The sequence below is a fragment of the Novilysobacter antarcticus genome, assembly GCF_019802285.1.
Classification (GTDB): domain Bacteria; phylum Pseudomonadota; class Gammaproteobacteria; order Xanthomonadales; family Xanthomonadaceae; genus Novilysobacter; species Novilysobacter antarcticus.
The window spans coordinates 235,625-250,361 of record NZ_JAIEUJ010000003.1; the positions used below are offsets into that span (position 1 = coordinate 235,625).

Genomic DNA, 14,737 nt, shown 5'->3' on the forward strand with positions numbered 1-14,737 from the left:
CTCCGCATGATCACCCGCCCACTCGTACTCGCCCTCGTCGTCGCGCTCCTTCCCGCCACCGCTGCGGCCGAGGACCTGCTCCAGACCTATGAGCTGGCACGTGCCGGTGATCCGCAGTTCGCCGCGGCCGAATCCGGTCGACTGGCGACCCGCGAGGGCGCGGTGCAGGCACGGGCGGCGATGCTGCCGCAGATCAACGGCAGCGCCTCCTACAACCGCAGTCGCAGCGAGGGGCCAGCAACCCAGAACCAGTTCGACCCGGTAACCGGAGTACCGATCAGCTTCACGGGCGATGTCGAGACCGAGACCACGACCCGACGATTCGGCGTGAACATCGATCAGATGATCTTCGACCGTGCCCGTTTCACCATGCTCGACAGCCAGAAAGCGCTCAGCCGCGCCAGCGACTTCCAGGTCGATGCCGCGGGCAAGAGCCTCATCACCCGCACGTCGGCGGCCTACTTCAACGTACTGGTGCAGCTGGAAACCCTGGCCGCTGCCGAAGCGGCCGAGCAGGCGCTGCAAAAACAGTTCGACTTCGCCTCCAAGCGGCTCGAGGTCGGCCTGGCCCCGATCACCGATGTGCATGAGGCGCGCGCCCAGTTCGACAGTGCGCGGGCCAACACCATCGTCGCCCGCAACTACGTGGCGGACGCCTATCAGGCGCTGACCGAGATCACCGGTGTGCCGGTGAGCAACCTGAAGGGACTGCCACAGGATTTCCAGCCCGAGTTGCCGGTCGCCGAAGGGGCAGACGGTTGGGTCCAGACCGCCATGGAAAACAACCCCGCGTTGCGGGCCAAGGAGCTGCAGGTCCAGTCGGCCGAGGCCGACGTTGGCACCGCGCGCTCCGGCCACTGGCCGACGCTCTACCTGGGCGGCGGCTATTCGGACGGCAAGACGTGGGGCGAGAACACCTTCAGCGCCACCGGCCTGCCAGGTTCGGCGACCCGCCCGATCGACAACGAAAGCCGGGGCCCGCAGGTGGGCGTCACCCTGTCGGTGCCGATCTTCTCCGGCGGCGCGACCCAGTCACGCGTACGCCAGGCCATCGCCCAGCGCGACGTCGCCAGCGACCAGCTCGAGCAGCAGCGACGCGCGCTGGAGCGCAACACCCGCAACGCCTACCAGACGCTGGTTGCGGGCGTCAGCGAAGTGGAAGCACGGCGCTTGGCGCTGGTCTCAGCCCAGGCCGCCTACGATGCGTCGCAGGTCGGTCTGGAGGTGGGCACCCGCACGGTGCTGGACGTGCTGGTGAACCAGCGCAACCTGTTCGCCGCCCAGCAGGAATTCGCGCTCGCCCGCTACAACCACCTGCAGCAGCGGCTGGTGCTGGCCGAAGCCGCCGGCACCCTGGACGTGGGCGACGTCCAGAACATCAACCGCCTGCTGACGGTGAACGCCGAGGCCGAAGTGGCGTCGCCAATCCAGCGCTAGGCCGCATCATGCTGCTTGGGTGCCAGCGCCGGGCCCAGCAGCACCAGGGTCTGGGCCAACGCGCCGCGCCCTGACTCCACCAACATCCGGCCGGCTGCGGTCATCTGCCGTCGCATCGCCGGGTCGCCCAGTAGTTCTTCCAGCGCGCCGCCGACGCCGATCGGGTCGGCGCCGATCCGCAATGCGCCGGCCTCGTCGAGTTGGCGCGAGATTTCGGCAAAGTTGTGCAGGTGGGGGCCGGTGACGATGGCGGTACCCGCCGCCGCCGGCTCCAGCAGGTTGTGCCCACCCACGTCCTGCAGGCTGCCGCCAACAAAGGCCACGTCCGCGCACGCGTAGAAATGCAGCAGTTCGCCCAGCGTGTCGATGACGAACACTGCATCGCCGGCCGAGGGCCACTGCGCCCGTGAGCGGGTGGAAACCTGCCAGCCGGACGTGCGCGCGTGCTCGGCGACCACCCGGAAGCGTTCCGGGTGGCGCGGCGCCCACAACAGCAGCAGGTCCGGATAGCGCTCGCGCAGCCTCCGGTGGATGGAGATCACCGCAGCCTCCTCGTCCTCGTGCGTGCTGGCGGCAATCCACACCGGTCGGCGCCCGCAATGGGCCCGGCAGGACGCGGCAAAATCCTCCAGGCCCTCGGGCACCATCACGTCATATTTCAGGTTGCCCACGTCGACGACCTGCTCGGAGCGGGCGCCCAGTTGCACGAAGCGCATCGCATCGGCCATCGATTGCGCCGCCACCATGGTCACGGTACGCAGCGCCCGGCCCACCAGCGGCGCGAGCACCCGGTAGCCGCGCAATGATCGTTCGGAGAGGCGCGCGTTGAGGATGTAGGCCGGCACGCCATGGTCGCGGCAACCGAACAGCAGGTTCGGCCATAGTTCGGTTTCCATGATCAGCGCGGCTCGCGGCCGGTAGTGGCGCAGGAACCGGGCCACCGCGCCGGGCAGGTCATACGGCAGGTAGACATGCTCCACGTCATGCCCCCACAGCGCGCGGACGCGTTCGGAGCCGGTGGGCGTGATCGTGGTCACCAGCAGGTGCAGGTCAGGCCGGCCACGGCGGAGCGCATTCACCAGCGGCACCGCAGCGTTGACCTCGCCCACGGACACCGCGTGCAGCCACAGGGTGCTGGCATGTGGGGAATCGGCGTAACGCGCGTAGCGCTCGTTCCAGCGCTGGAAGTAGCTGGGCTGGCGAAAGCCCCGCCAGATCAGGTGGTAAACCGTCAGCGGCACCAGCAGGTACAACGCGGTCGAATACAGGCCGCGCAGAAGGCGCTCGATCAGGTCTGTTCGCATCGGCTGAGGATACTGTAACCCCCGCGCGTGCCGGCTCGGCGGAGCGTTGCCGAGGCGGGCGGCTCGCGTGCCACGAGCCCGGTAGAATCCATCGCATGGCTCCAACACCCCCTCCGCGTGAACGCGACCGCAGCGTCGCGAGCCCCACATCTCCCGGCCCGGCGCCGCTGGGTCTGCGCCACTGGCCGGCGTGGCTGGGACTGGGCGTGCTGCTAGTCGCCGCGCGCCTGCCGTGGGGCTTGCAGCGGGCGCTGGGCGCCGCTGTCGGCGCGCTCGCATTGCGTGTTGCCGGCGACCGCCGGCGCGCGGCGCAGACCAATCTCGCTTTGTGCTTTCCCGCGATGGATGAGGCGGAGCGCGAAAGCCTGCTGCGGGACAACTTCCGTGACCTGGGCATCGGCCTGTTCGAATTCGCGCGCGCCTGGTGGGGATCGGTGGAGCCGATGCGGCGAACGGTGCGCATCGAGGGCCTGGAAGCCGTTGAGGCGATCCGCGCCAGCGGGCGCGGCGTGCTGCTGGTGTCCGGCCATTTCATGACCCTGGAAATCTGCGGCCGACTGATGTGCGACCACCTCCCACTGGCTGGCATGTACCGACGCCATCGCGGCGCGGTGATGGAATGGGCGGTCAAGCGCGGACGGCTCGGCCACGCCAGCGCGATGTTCGCCAATGCCGAGCTGCGGCCCGCCATGCGCCACCTCAAGCAGGGCGGGCTGCTCTGGTACGCGCCCGACCAGGATATGCGTGGCAAGGACACGGTGTTCGCACCGTTCTTCGGCGTGCCCGCGGCCACCATCACCGCCACCCACCAGTTCGCCCGACTGACCGGCTGCGCAGTGGTGCCCTTCTTCCACCGCCGTGAAGGCGCCGACTACGTGTTGCGGTTGGGTGCCCAGCTGGAGGACTTCCCCTCCAGCGACGCGGTGGCCGACAGCACCCGGGTCAACGCGGCGATCGAGGCCATGGTGCGCGAGGCGCCGAGCCAGTACCTGTGGATCCACCGGCGCTTCAAACGCCGGCCGCCGGGTGAGAGCTCACCCTACCAGCCGCGATAGTCACTCCGTGGCCGTGGCATCCGCGCTGCGCACCGCCAACAAGCTGCCGGCGTAGAGCGCCGCGAGCAACAGCGTCAGGCCGCCCCAGAACGTCGAATAGAACGCCAGGTGGGTGTTCAACGGGAACACGGTCACCACCAGCGCCAGCATGGCGGGACGCGCGCGCTCGCGCGCCTGCGCATCGGCGAAACGCCACGCGCGCCAGGCCAGCGCTGCGCCTGCCAGCCACATCAGCAGGCCGAAAAATCCGGTTTCGCTGAGGATCTCCAGGACGATCTGGTGCGCGTGGAAGGCCGGCCCGTCACCCCATTCCGCCGGTTGGTCGCTTTGCGGATCGCAGGCCGGGAATGCCTCGCGGAAGCCGCGCGCGCCCACCCCATTGATTGGATTCTCGCGGACCATGCACAGCGCGGCGCCCCAGATCCGGGTGCGCCCGGAGAGCGCGCGATCGACGCCGTCTTCGCTGGCCGAGAAGACGTGCGTGGTGCGTTCCAGACGCTGGCGCACGTCGCTGGACACCACGCCCAGCAACCCCAGCAGGATCGCGCCGGCGGCGAACACGCCAAGCAGCTTTTTCCAACCCAGCAGGCGCCAGCCCGACAACACCAGCACCAGCAGGTAGGTGATCCACGACGCACGCGACCCGGCGAGCATCACCACCACGCCGATTGCGGCCGCGGCTACCAGCCAGCCGATCATGTGGGCACGCTTGGATGCCGCGTACAGGGCGAACGGCGACAGGCTCGCCAGCACGATGCCCAGCTTCAGGTTGCAGGGACCAAACACGCCGCTGAGGCGATCCAAGAGGGCCACCTCGCTCGCACTGCACATCGGGTGACCGCTGATCAGCTGCTTGACTGAATCGATGCCAGTAAACAGCGGGCTGGTGCCAGTGCCTGCCTGGATCAGCGCGTCCACTGTCCAAACCGCGAGGATGATCGCCAGGCCGCCGAAAGTGGTGCGCCGGCCCCGTTCGTTGGCGACCGCCGCGGCTGCCAGCCAGAGGAACGGCAGATAGCGCAGGTCCACGGCCGCTTCGCGCAGCGCCCGTCCGGGATCGATGGAGTCCACTGCCGACACCAACTGCGGCAGCCAGTAGGCGAAAAACAGGACGCTGGTCAGGGCCCAGGCCTCGCCACTGAGCAGTCGCACCCCGCCGCGGAAGCGCGAGCTGACCAGTTTGACGACCGCCACCAGTGCACCCAGTACCAGGATCGCTTCGGCATAACCCGGCGCAGGCCACAAGACGACATACGCCAGGATCCACGCCGGCGCCCAGCGCCAGCCCTGGATCGCCCGCCCCGCCGGTGCAGATCCAGATGCCGCGCCGCGCCCCGTCGCGATGCCAGCGGAAAGTTCAGTTGATGAGTTCGGCATAGACATCCAGGGTCGCTTGTTGCATCGCTTGCAGGGTGAAATCCGATAGATCGGGCATCGTACCGGCTGGCGTGGTCACGCGGTCCAGCAGCGCGATCGCCCGATCGTGCAGCCCGGACGCGTCAAACGGCGGCACCGCCCCCGCCGGCTGCAGGCGAGACAGGAGCTCGCCGACGCCGCCGTGTCCCCAGCCAAGCACGGGACGCCCTACCGACAGGGACTCGATCACGGTGCGACCGAATGCCTCGGGCTTGCGCGAGAGCTGGAGGACGAGATCGCTCGCCGCGTATGCGCGGGCGATCGCGTCGGTGGGCGCGGTGAAGGCGATCGCGTCGGCGACGCCGCGGGCCGACGCCATGCCTTCCAATTCGGCGATGTAGTCCTCGCGCCCCGGTTCGCGGGCGCCGGGCAGCCACAGCCGCGCATCGCGGCCGTCCGCGCGCAAGCGGGCCAGCAGCTCGACGGCATCACCATGGCCCTTCAGTCGCGTGCCACGTCCGGGCAGCAGCAGCAAGGGACCATCGCCGTCCAGTGCCGGGTGCTGTGCTGCGGCCCAGGCACGGGCGGAGCGGTCGGGCAGCGGCGCAGGCGGAAAGGCGGCCGCGTCGATCCCCCGGGGTATGACCCGCAGGCGTTCGGTGTCGGTCGCAGGGTAATGCGCCATTACATAATCGCGGACACTCTGCGATACGCAGATCACCCGTTCGCCGCCGACCATCACCGCGCTGTAGCGCGAGGGCGAGTTGAGGCCGTGGACGGTGGAGACCAGGCGCGGCCGGCGCGCGGGGTGGATCCCGGCCAAGGCGAAGCGCGCGATCCAGGCCGGCAGCCGCGAGCGCACGTGGACGATATCGGTATCACCGCGTTGCAGCATCCGGCGCAGCGGCAGAACGCGTGAAAGCGTGAGTGGCGACTTGCGGCCAATATCCAGGCTCACGTGTTCACCACCAAGGGCGAGCAGTTGCGGCAGCAGGCGGCCGCCAGCGGATACGACGATTGCGCGATGCCCAGCCGACACGAGGGCGTCGGCGATTTCGAGCGTTGAGCGCTCCACCCCACCCGATTCCAGCGCCGGCAGCAGCTGGACCACCGTCATCGGGCGCATCGCGATGGGTCAGTCCTGCAGAACGAAGTGCGCGCCGCAGTAGAAGCAGGTGCTCTCCAGGTCTTCCTCGATCGACAGGTACACGCGTGGATGCGAGTTCCACAGCGCCATCGACGGCGTCGGGCAGCTCAACGGCAGATCGGCGCGCGTCACGGTGTAACGGCGCTCGGCGTTGGCCTGGGTGGGATGGTCATGGACTGCGGTCATGGCGGCGATCACGGACGGTACAAGGAGGCCAGTTTACCAGCTGCCTCAACCGGGCAGGTCGAACCACAACAGCTCGGCCGGCGTGGCGCACGCCGCGGCAAATTCGACCGGACCGTGCCCGGCGCTGAAGCCCAGGCCGTCGCCGGCGGACAGATCGCGTCCGTCAACACGGGCCGACCCGGCGGCAACGTGCATCCAATATCGACGCGACGGCGCAAGCGACCTCACCGTCGCTGAGCCCTGGGCGAGTTCCAACCGGTACACGCACGCGTCCTGTCGGATCGCGATGCTGCCATCGTGGCCGTCGGGTGAGGCCAGCAGTTGCCATCCCTCCCCCGGCGTCGCCGCCCGGCTGGCTGAGGCCGGCTCGGCGTTGACCCGGTCGGGCTGCAGCCACGCCTGCAGGAAATGCACCGGCTCGGTGCCCGACGCGTTGAAATCGTGGTATTGCGTCCCATGGCCGGCCCCCAGCCACAGCAAACTGCCCGCGCGGATCACCCGTTCCTCCCCGCTGCTGTCCCGATGCGCCAACGCGCCGGAGAGAACGTAGGTCAGAACTTCCATGTTGGCGCGCCGGCAAGGCGCGAACCCCGCGCCGGGCGCGAGTCGGTCCTCATTGAGCACCCGCAGCGCGCCAAAGCCCGTCCATTGCGGGTCGTAATAGGTCCCGCAGGAGAAGCTGTGACGGCGCTCGATCCCGTCCGCCCCGGACGGGCTCTGGCCGCGCGATGCGGAGGGACGCTCAACGATCACTGCGCGTTACGACCCGGCTTTGGCGACCGACGCCTCGGTGGTGATCCGGATGTCGACCTCGTCGCTGACGGCGGGCGCATACATGCCGACACCAAAGTCGCTGCGCTTGATCGTCGCGCGGGCGTCAAAACCAATCGTCGGCTGCTTGGCCATGTTCTCGCCGACTTTGTTCAGGGTCACGTCCAGAACCACGGGATGGGTGTTGTCCTTGATCGTCAGATCGCCGGTGACCTTGAGCTTGCCTTCACCGGCCGACTCCACTGCGGTGCTGTGGAAAGTCGCCACCGGAAACCGGGCGGCGTCGAAGAAATCCGTGCCACGCAGGTGCTCGTCAAACTTGGCGGTGAAGCTGTTCAGTCCTGACAGGGGCATAGTGACCTTGACGCTGGACGCGGCGACGTTGTCGGCGTCGTACACCAGCACGCCCTCGGCCTGGCCGAAATGCGCCACGGGGTTGGAGAAGCCGAAATGGCTCCACTGGGCGATCACGTTGGTGTGGCTGGGATCGAGCTGATAGGTGACCGGGGCGGCGATCGCGAAATTGGCGGTCGTGGCGAGTGCAGCGGCGAGGAGCAGACGTTTGATCATGGGAGAACTCCGGGTGTCATCGGGGGGGTAGCAGGCAGCGGCGGCAGGGGCATCACAAAAACCGTCAGGCGATCCGCGCTGCCTCCTCGAAGGAAAGGCGTGGCGAGCGCGGGAAGATCTTCTCGGCATTGCCATAACCCAGATTGACGAGGAAGTTCGACTTGACCGCTGTACCTGCAAAAAAGGCCGCATCGACCTTGGCGTTGTCAAAACCCGACATCGGCCCGGTGTCCAGTCCCAGCGCCCGCGCAGCCAGGATCAGGTACGCGCCCTGCAGGCTGCCGTTGCGGAACGCCGCGGCGCTGCGGCCTTCGCGCGGGCCGACGAACCAGCTCTTGGCATCGGTATGCGGGAACAGGTACGGCAGCTTTTCGTGGAAATCCTCGTCGAAGCCGACAATCACGGTAACCGGGGCAGCCATGGTCTTGGCGTGATTGCCCTCATCCAGTGCCGGTTCCAGCAGCGCCTTGGCCTGCGCGGACTTCACGAATACGAAGCGTGCCGGTGACATGTTGGCACTGGTCGGACCCCACTTCACCAGATCGTAGAGTTGGCGGAGGGTATCGTCGCTGACCTCGCCGCCCAACTCGTTGTGGGTGCGCGCGGTACGAAACAGCTGGTCCAGCGTTGCCGGAGCGAGGGGTTCGGGTCGGGTCTGGGCCACTTATGATCTCTCCGTGGATGCGGTGGGAATCGACGCTCCTGTGGGAGCAGCCAAGCCGGCAAGTGTAGGCGCTGGAATGCGGCGAGCACGGGCGCAACTTTGGAACGTATTGCAGGCAGAGATGAAACGCCAAGCGGAAAATCCGAGCGTCTGGACCATCACCGACGGCAACGCCGGGAACCTGCGCCAAGCACAGGCGCTCGGGCGTGCGCTGGGCATGCCGACGCGCGACTGGAAGCTCGACACGCGTGCCCCGTGGCGCTGGACCGCGCCCCGAGGCGTTGCCGCGGGGCATGCGTTCGGCACCCGATTCCATGATGCGCTGGCGAGTCCGCCGGCGCTGGCCATCGGCTGCGGGCGTCAGGCGGCGCTCGCGACCCGGCTGCTGCGGCGCCACGGCAGCGCCACGGTGCAGATCCTCGATCCACGCATCGCGACACGGCATTGGGACCTGGTGATCGCGCCGGAACATGATCGCCTGGTGGGCAGCAACGTCATTCCCGTTCTGGGCAGCCTGCATCCGGTGGACGCACAATGGCTGGCCGAGGCACGGCGCCGGTTCACGGCCCTGGCGACCCTGCCGCAACCGCGCACCGCGTTGCTGCTTGGCGGTGCCAGCGCCCACGCCGGGCTGGACGCTGATTGGCTGGAAGCACTGACCCTGGACGTGATGCGCCAGGTGGATGAGGCAGGCGGCTGCGTCATGGCGACGACCTCACGCCGCAGTCCCGCGGCATTGGGTGAGCGACTGCAAAAGCATTTTGCCGGCCGCAACGGCATGTTGTTCACCCCGCCGGGCGACGGTGCCAATCCCTACCCGGGCTTGCTGGCCTGTGCGGACCGTATCGTGTGCACCGCCGAGTCGGTCAACATGCTGTCGGAGGCCTGCGCCACCGAGGCGCCCGTGTTCGTCGCCGGTCTGGACCAACTGCGTGGCCGTCCGCGCCGGTTCGTCGATCGCCTGCTCGAACTGGGTCGTGTGCGCGCCTACGACGAGGCTCTGGCGGATTTCCCGGTCACGCCGCTGCGCGAAACCGGCCGCGTTGCGGACGAAGTCAGGCAGCGGCTGTCGCTTCCGCCAGTGCTTCTCAAGCCCGACGGCTGAAATCGAGCCCGTGCTCGCGTGCCGCCAGGTCAATCGCAGCCCGGGCGCGCTCCACCGGCGCGTCGGGCACCATCCTTCGAGGACGTCGATCCAGACTGCAGTCCAGACTGCGCGAGAGCAGGATCTCGTGGGCGGCCTGCAATTGCGTGCGGGTTTCCGCGTCGATGATCCCCGCATCGTGGATGGCGCCGATCAGCCCGTGGGTATCCTGCCTGCGCAGCACGCCGGCGCGGGTGGCGGCATGCTCCAGCACCAGTGATTGCAGCACGAACTCCAGGTCCACCAGCCCGCCCTGGCCCTGCTTGAGATCGAACACGCCGTCCCTGCTGCGATCCAGTTCGGCACGCATGCGGGCGCGCATTGCCGAGACTTCATCGCGCAGCTGCTCCCGTTCGCGCGGTCGCGACAGCGTGGCGTTGCGCACACCGACAAAATCCGCGGCCAGGGAGGCGTCGCCGGCGATGGGCCGCGCACGTACCAGCGCCTGGTGCTCCCAGTTCCATGCGCGCTCGTGCTGATAGGCATCAAAGCTGGCGAGGCTGGATACCAGCACACCCTTGGCGCCATCAGGCCGCAGGCGCACGTCCACCTCGTACAGCCGACCGGCGCGGGTGGGCGCTTCGAGCAAGGCCACCAGCTTCTGCGCCAGTCGCGCGGACCAGCGGGCGGCATCCAACGGTCGCGGGCCGTCGGACACGGCATCGATGCCGCCTGCGCTCGGTGGAGTGTCATACAGGAACACCAGGTCCAGATCCGAGTCGAACCCCAGCTCCTCGCCGCCCAGGCTGCCATAGCCGAACACCGCAAACCGGGTCGTCGGGAGACGCCCGTGGGCGGCGATCATTTCCCGCGTCGCCATCGCCAGTACGCGGTTCACCACGCCTTCGGCCAACCAGGCGACCTGGCGTGCACTTTCCACGGCCGGCTGGCGATGGTCGCGATGGGCCATGGCGATGCGGAAGCTCGCAGCCTGGCGCACTTCGTTGAGCGCGTTCAGCACCGCCTCTACGTCTTCCGGGCTGCGCGCCTCGGGTGCGGCCAGCGGTTCATCTCCGCTGCCCCGCGCCCGGCGCGCGCCCGAGCCGTCACCCTGCAAGCCAACCTCGGAACAGGCCTGGATGAGCGCGGCCCGGCCCGGCAGCTCGCCGGCCACACTGGCGTCGAGCAGCTCGTCCAGCAGCAGCGGATGGACCGCGACGCGTTCGGCGAGCAGCGCGCTTTGACTGGTCACCCGGACCAGTCGGGCCAGGGCCGCCGGCTGCTCGTCCAGCAGTGCCAGGTAGGCACTGCGGCGCAGGATGTTGTGGACCAGCGCCAGCAGGCGGCGCAGTGCGAGTGCGGGCTGGCTGGAACGCGCAGCCCCCTCCATGAACGCCGGCAGCACCCGGTCCAGACGGGCACGGGTGCCGTCGGTCAGGGCGACAACGCCGGGGCTTCGGGCGAAATCACGCAGCAGGCTGTCGGCACCGGCCGCGTCCTCGAAGCCGGCTTCGGCGAGCACCGCCATGTCGCCACCATCGGGCAGCGCCAGCCAGTACTCCGCGAGCACGCCTTCGCTACGGTTGCCATGGCGGGGCGCCAGCAAGGCCGCGAACTCCTCGCGCACGATGCTGCGATGGCGCTCCAATTCGGCCCGCAGCTCGTCCCAATCGGCAAAACCCATGCCGATCGCGATCCGCACCCGCGTCACCGGATCCACCGGCAAGGCGTGAGTCTGCTGGTCGGCGAACATCTGCAGCCGGTTCTCCAGATGACGCAGGAAAAGGTATGCCTCCCGCAGTTGTGCGCCGGTCCGTGCCTCCACCTGACCGGCCTCGACCAAGGCAGCCAGGGCCGGCTGCAGCGAGCGCTCGCGCAGGCCGGGATCACGACCGCCGCGGATCAGCTGCAGCGCCTGGGCGAGGAACTCGATCTCCCGGATGCCCCCGGGGCCGCGCTTGATATCGTCGTCCAGCTCCTTGCGCGCCACTTCGGCGGCAATCGCCGCCTTCATCGCCCGTAGCCCGTCCAGCGCGCCGTAATCCAGATAACGCCGGTACACAAATGGGCGCAGCAGCTCCAGGAACGCGGCTCCCGCCGCCAGGTCTCCGGCGACCGGCCGCGCCTTCTGCCACGCATAACGCTCCCAGTCCCGCCCCTCGCGCTGGAAATACTGTTCCATGGCCGGAAACGACCAAGCCACCCGCCCGGCATTGCCGTAGGGACGCAATCGCAGGTCAACGCGATGACAGAAACCGTCCACCGTGACGTCGTCCAGCAGGCGCGCGAGCTTCTGACCGAGCCTGGAAAAGTAGTGTTCCGCCGACAGTGGCCGGGGTCCGTCGGACACCGCAGACAGATCGCCAGGTGGCTCATAGCCGTACACCAGATCAACGTCGGAACTGAAGTTCAGCTCCCCGCCACCAAGCTTGCCGAGCGCGAACACCACCAGCCTCTGCGCGCTGCCGTCCGCATGGCGCAGGACGCCGTGGCGACCGACGAACTCCTGTTCCAGCGCCTCCAGTGCGACCCGCAAACAGACTTCGGCCAGCGCCGTGGTGCCGGCCAGCGTGGCATCCACATCATCCAGCCCGTGCACATCACGCCAGACCAGTCGGGTGGACTCGGCGGTGCGATAGCGCCGCAGCAACGACAGCCACTGGTCGCGGTGGTCGGCCAGCAGCTCCGGTACCGGCAACGGTGCCTCGCCATCGTCCGCCAGCAGCCGGCTCAGCAAGTCAGGTTGGCGTATCAGCGTGGCAACCGCGAAATCACTGGCAATTGCCACCGGCTGGCAACGTTGCAGGGCCTGCGCGTCCAACTCTGCGCCAATCGCCAACTGGCTTGCCTGCAGCTGCGCCAACGCACGCTCGGCAACCGCGGCTACGGAAGAGGACGCTGGAATCATGCCGCGATGATGGCATGCAGCCGGCAACAACAAGCATTACACCGACACGACTGCCCCGGCAGGACGCTCATATCGACATAAGCAACCGCCACAAACAAATACATCCCTCCGCATGGACGGATGTCTCGCCAGACTGTGGCCTCGCCGCGTGAACAACTGAAAACCCAATCCGTCTTCAAACTGCTTGAGCTGCTTCGACACGCCCGACTGGGTCGCTCGCATGCACGCGCAGCGCAGCTGCCGTCACGTTCAGCCGTGAATCACGCTGGAGCAACGGCGTAGGCACAATGCCATCGTTCGCTGATTCGGGGACGACTTCCGCGAGGTCAATAAAAAACCCGCCCCGGACGAACCGGTAGCGGGTCTGCTCCCTCCCCCACGTCGGGATGCAGGTCGACTGTGAAGGATTTGTTATTAGGGTGCACGCTGCAGTGCAAAATTGAACTGGTGGGGTCATGAATTGCCGAGAGTCGATTTTCTGCCCCGCCCGGTGAATGCAAACGCGATGGACCGGATACAGAAAAGCCCCGCCGAAGCGGGGCTTTTCCTTGTTGCGGTGTCGCTGGAGGTCAGGCTTAGAAACCCATTCCGCCCATGCCACCCATACCGCCCATGTCGCCACCGCCCTGCATTGCAGGCTCGTCCTTCTTCGGCAGCTCGCCCACCATCGCTTCGGTGGTGATCATCAGGCCAGCGATGGAGGCCGCGTTCTGCAGCGCAGTGCGGGTCACCTTGGTCGGATCCAGGATGCCGAACTCGAGCATGTCGCCGTACTGGCCGTTGGCCGCGTTGTAACCGTAGCTGCCGGTGCCTTCGCGAACCTTGTTCAGGATCACCGAGGCTTCTTCACCGGCGTTGATGACGATCTCGCGCAGCGGGGCTTCCATCGCGCGCAGGGCGATGGTGATGCCGTGGTTCTGGTCTTCGTTGTCGCCTTTCAGGTCGACGATGGCAGCCAGGGCACGGATAAGGGCAACACCGCCGCCCGGGACCACGCCTTCTTCCACCGCGGCGCGGGTGGCGTGCAGGGCGTCTTCAACGCGGGCCTTCTTTTCCTTCATCTCGATCTCGGTCGACGCACCAACCTTGATCACCGCAACGCCGCCGGCCAGCTTGGCCACGCGCTCCTGCAGCTTCTCGCGGTCGTAGTCCGAAGAGGTCTCTTCGATCTGCGCCTTGATCTGCTTGATGCGGCCTTCGATGCCACCGGTCTCGCCGGCGCCGTCGATCACTGTGGTGTTTTCCTTGGAGACCTGGACTTTCTTGGCCCGGCCGAGGTCTTCGATGGTCGCCTTGTCCAGCGCCAGGCCGACTTCCTCGGAGATCACGGTGCCGCCGGTGAGGACGGCCATGTCTTCCAGCATCGCCTTGCGACGGTCGCCGAAGCCCGGAGCCTTCACCGCACAGACCTTGACGATGCCGCGGATGGTGTTGACCACCAGGGTCGCCAGGGCCTCACCTTCGACGTCCTCGGCCACGATCAGCAACGGCTTGCCGGCCTTCGCCACGCCTTCCAGGATCGGCAGCAGGTCACGGACGTTGGAGATCTTCTTGTCGTACAGCAGGATGAACGGGTCATCCAGCTCGGCCTGCATGGACTGCTGGTTGTTGATGAAGTACGGGGAGAGGTAGCCGCGGTCGAACTGCATGCCCTCGACCACGTCCAGCTCGTTGTCCAGGCCCGAACCGTCTTCCACGGTGATCACGCCTTCCTTGCCGACCTTGTCCATCGCCTTGGCGATCAGGTCACCGATGTTGGCGTCCGAGTTGGCCGAGATCGTACCGACCTGGGCGATTTCCTTGCTGCTGGACGAGGGCTTGGAGATGTTCTTCAGCTCGGCGACGGCGCCGGTGACGGCCTTGTCGATACCGCGCTTCAGGTCCATCGGGTTCATGCCGGCGGCAACCGCCTTCATGCCCTCGCGGATGAACGCCTGGGCAAGCACGGTCGCGGTGGTGGTGCCGTCGCCGGCATCATCGGACGTGCGCGAGGCGACTTCCTTCACCATCTGCGCGCCCATGTTCTCGAACTTGTCGGCCAGCTCGATCTCCTTGGCGACGGACACGCCGTCCTTGGTGATCGTGGGGGCACCGTAGCTCTTGTCGAGCACGACGTTGCGACCCTTCGGGCCGAGAGTCGCCTTGACGGCATTGGCGAGCGTGTTGACACCGCGCAGCATCTTGGAGCGCGCGTCTTCGCCGAAACGAATTTCCTTGGCAGCCATGATCTAGAACCTCAAAACAGGAATAGTGGA

At 67.5% G+C, this 14,737-nt stretch carries 13 protein-coding genes; 3 read left to right on the plus strand and 10 right to left on the minus strand.

The features are described from left to right. The first annotated feature begins 6 nt into the window (after nucleotides 1-6). Nucleotides 7-1,437 (plus strand): TolC family outer membrane protein, encoded by a 1,431-nt coding sequence (locus KZ491_RS10135; RefSeq protein WP_222565741.1) that lies wholly within the window; start codon nucleotides 7-9, stop codon nucleotides 1,435-1,437. On the opposite strand, the gene waaA is transcribed toward KZ491_RS10135, so the two are convergent. Next, nucleotides 1,434-2,741, minus strand: coding sequence for a lipid IV(A) 3-deoxy-D-manno-octulosonic acid transferase (gene waaA / locus KZ491_RS10140; protein ID WP_222565742.1), 1,308 nt, complete (start codon nucleotides 2,739-2,741; stop codon nucleotides 1,434-1,436). The genes KZ491_RS10135 and waaA overlap by 4 nt on opposite strands. A 95-nt stretch (nucleotides 2,742-2,836) precedes the next feature. On the opposite strand from waaA, the gene lpxL reads away from it, so the two are divergent. Further along, nucleotides 2,837-3,796 (plus strand): LpxL/LpxP family Kdo(2)-lipid IV(A) lauroyl/palmitoleoyl acyltransferase, encoded by a 960-nt coding sequence (lpxL, locus tag KZ491_RS10145; RefSeq protein ID WP_222565743.1) that lies wholly within the window; start codon nucleotides 2,837-2,839, stop codon nucleotides 3,794-3,796. On the opposite strand, the gene KZ491_RS10150 is transcribed toward lpxL, so the two are convergent. The 6 genes from KZ491_RS10150 to KZ491_RS10175 form a co-directional block, all read right to left on the minus strand. Continuing rightward, entirely contained in the window at nucleotides 3,797-5,173 is a 1,377-nt protein-coding gene (locus KZ491_RS10150; RefSeq protein ID WP_222565744.1) for an O-antigen ligase family protein, read from the minus strand. Further along, nucleotides 5,154-6,278, minus strand: a complete 1,125-nt coding sequence (locus tag KZ491_RS10155) for a glycosyltransferase (RefSeq protein WP_222565745.1) — start codon at nucleotides 6,276-6,278, stop codon at nucleotides 5,154-5,156. The genes KZ491_RS10150 and KZ491_RS10155 overlap by 20 nt, the downstream gene beginning before the upstream one ends. Nucleotides 6,279-6,287: 9 nt before the next feature. Next, nucleotides 6,288-6,485 (minus strand): zinc-finger domain-containing protein, encoded by a 198-nt coding sequence (locus KZ491_RS10160; RefSeq protein ID WP_193985766.1) that lies wholly within the window; start codon nucleotides 6,483-6,485, stop codon nucleotides 6,288-6,290. Nucleotides 6,486-6,530: 45 nt separating this feature from the next. Then, nucleotides 6,531-7,238, minus strand: a complete 708-nt coding sequence (locus KZ491_RS12890; protein ID WP_222565746.1) for a pirin family protein — start codon at nucleotides 7,236-7,238, stop codon at nucleotides 6,531-6,533. Between the two features lie 6 nt (nucleotides 7,239-7,244). Further along, complete coding sequence (locus tag KZ491_RS10170) at nucleotides 7,245-7,826, minus strand: YceI family protein (protein WP_246606750.1); 582 nt, start codon at nucleotides 7,824-7,826, stop codon at nucleotides 7,245-7,247. Between the two features lie 64 nt (nucleotides 7,827-7,890). Beyond that, nucleotides 7,891-8,490: a malonic semialdehyde reductase gene (locus KZ491_RS10175; RefSeq protein WP_222565748.1), complete on the minus strand. Its 600-nt coding sequence runs from the start codon at nucleotides 8,488-8,490 to the stop codon at nucleotides 7,891-7,893. 121 nt (nucleotides 8,491-8,611) lie between these two features. Here KZ491_RS10175 and KZ491_RS10180 point away from each other — a divergent pair, with 121 nt between their 5' ends. Continuing rightward, nucleotides 8,612-9,595, plus strand: coding sequence for a mitochondrial fission ELM1 family protein (locus KZ491_RS10180; RefSeq protein ID WP_222565749.1), 984 nt, complete (start codon nucleotides 8,612-8,614; stop codon nucleotides 9,593-9,595). Here KZ491_RS10180 and glnE read toward each other — a convergent pair. The 3 genes from glnE to groL form a co-directional block, all read right to left on the minus strand. Beyond that, entirely contained in the window at nucleotides 9,579-12,482 is a 2,904-nt protein-coding gene (gene glnE / locus KZ491_RS10185) for a bifunctional [glutamate--ammonia ligase]-adenylyl-L-tyrosine phosphorylase/[glutamate--ammonia-ligase] adenylyltransferase (RefSeq protein WP_222565750.1), read from the minus strand. The two genes, KZ491_RS10180 and glnE, sit on opposite strands and share 17 nt — an antisense overlap. Before the next feature lie 36 nt (nucleotides 12,483-12,518). Next, complete coding sequence (locus KZ491_RS12980) at nucleotides 12,519-12,704, minus strand: LysR family transcriptional regulator (RefSeq protein ID WP_425493141.1); 186 nt, start codon at nucleotides 12,702-12,704, stop codon at nucleotides 12,519-12,521. Nucleotides 12,705-13,057: 353 nt separating this feature from the next. After that, nucleotides 13,058-14,707, minus strand: coding sequence for a chaperonin GroEL (gene groL, locus KZ491_RS10190; RefSeq protein WP_043959235.1), 1,650 nt, complete (start codon nucleotides 14,705-14,707; stop codon nucleotides 13,058-13,060). Nucleotides 14,708-14,737: the final 30 nt, after the last annotated feature.

What these genes read in the sequence shown, in the direction of transcription:
- glnE (WP_222565750.1), bottom strand. Translation starts at nt 12,482, where the DNA reads ATGATTCCAGCGTCCTCTTCCGTAGCCGCGGTTGCCGAGCGTGCGTTG.
- KZ491_RS10160 (WP_193985766.1), bottom strand. Translation starts at nt 6,485, where the DNA reads ATGACCGCAGTCCATGACCATCCCACCCAGGCCAACGCCGAGCGCCGT.
- KZ491_RS10155 (WP_222565745.1), bottom strand. Translation starts at nt 6,278, where the DNA reads ATGCGCCCGATGACGGTGGTCCAGCTGCTGCCGGCGCTGGAATCGGGT.
- KZ491_RS10180 (WP_222565749.1), top strand. Translation starts at nt 8,612, where the DNA reads ATGAAACGCCAAGCGGAAAATCCGAGCGTCTGGACCATCACCGACGGC.
- waaA (WP_222565742.1), bottom strand. Translation starts at nt 2,741, where the DNA reads ATGCGAACAGACCTGATCGAGCGCCTTCTGCGCGGCCTGTATTCGACC.
- lpxL (WP_222565743.1), top strand. Translation starts at nt 2,837, where the DNA reads ATGGCTCCAACACCCCCTCCGCGTGAACGCGACCGCAGCGTCGCGAGC.
- KZ491_RS10170 (WP_246606750.1), bottom strand. Translation starts at nt 7,826, where the DNA reads ATGATCAAACGTCTGCTCCTCGCCGCTGCACTCGCCACGACCGCCAAT.
- KZ491_RS12980 (WP_425493141.1), bottom strand. Translation starts at nt 12,704, where the DNA reads ATGCGAGCGACCCAGTCGGGCGTGTCGAAGCAGCTCAAGCAGTTTGAA.
- KZ491_RS10150 (WP_222565744.1), bottom strand. Translation starts at nt 5,173, where the DNA reads ATGCCGAACTCATCAACTGAACTTTCCGCTGGCATCGCGACGGGGCGC.
- KZ491_RS10135 (WP_222565741.1), top strand. Translation starts at nt 7, where the DNA reads ATGATCACCCGCCCACTCGTACTCGCCCTCGTCGTCGCGCTCCTTCCC.
- groL (WP_043959235.1), bottom strand. Translation starts at nt 14,707, where the DNA reads ATGGCTGCCAAGGAAATTCGTTTCGGCGAAGACGCGCGCTCCAAGATG.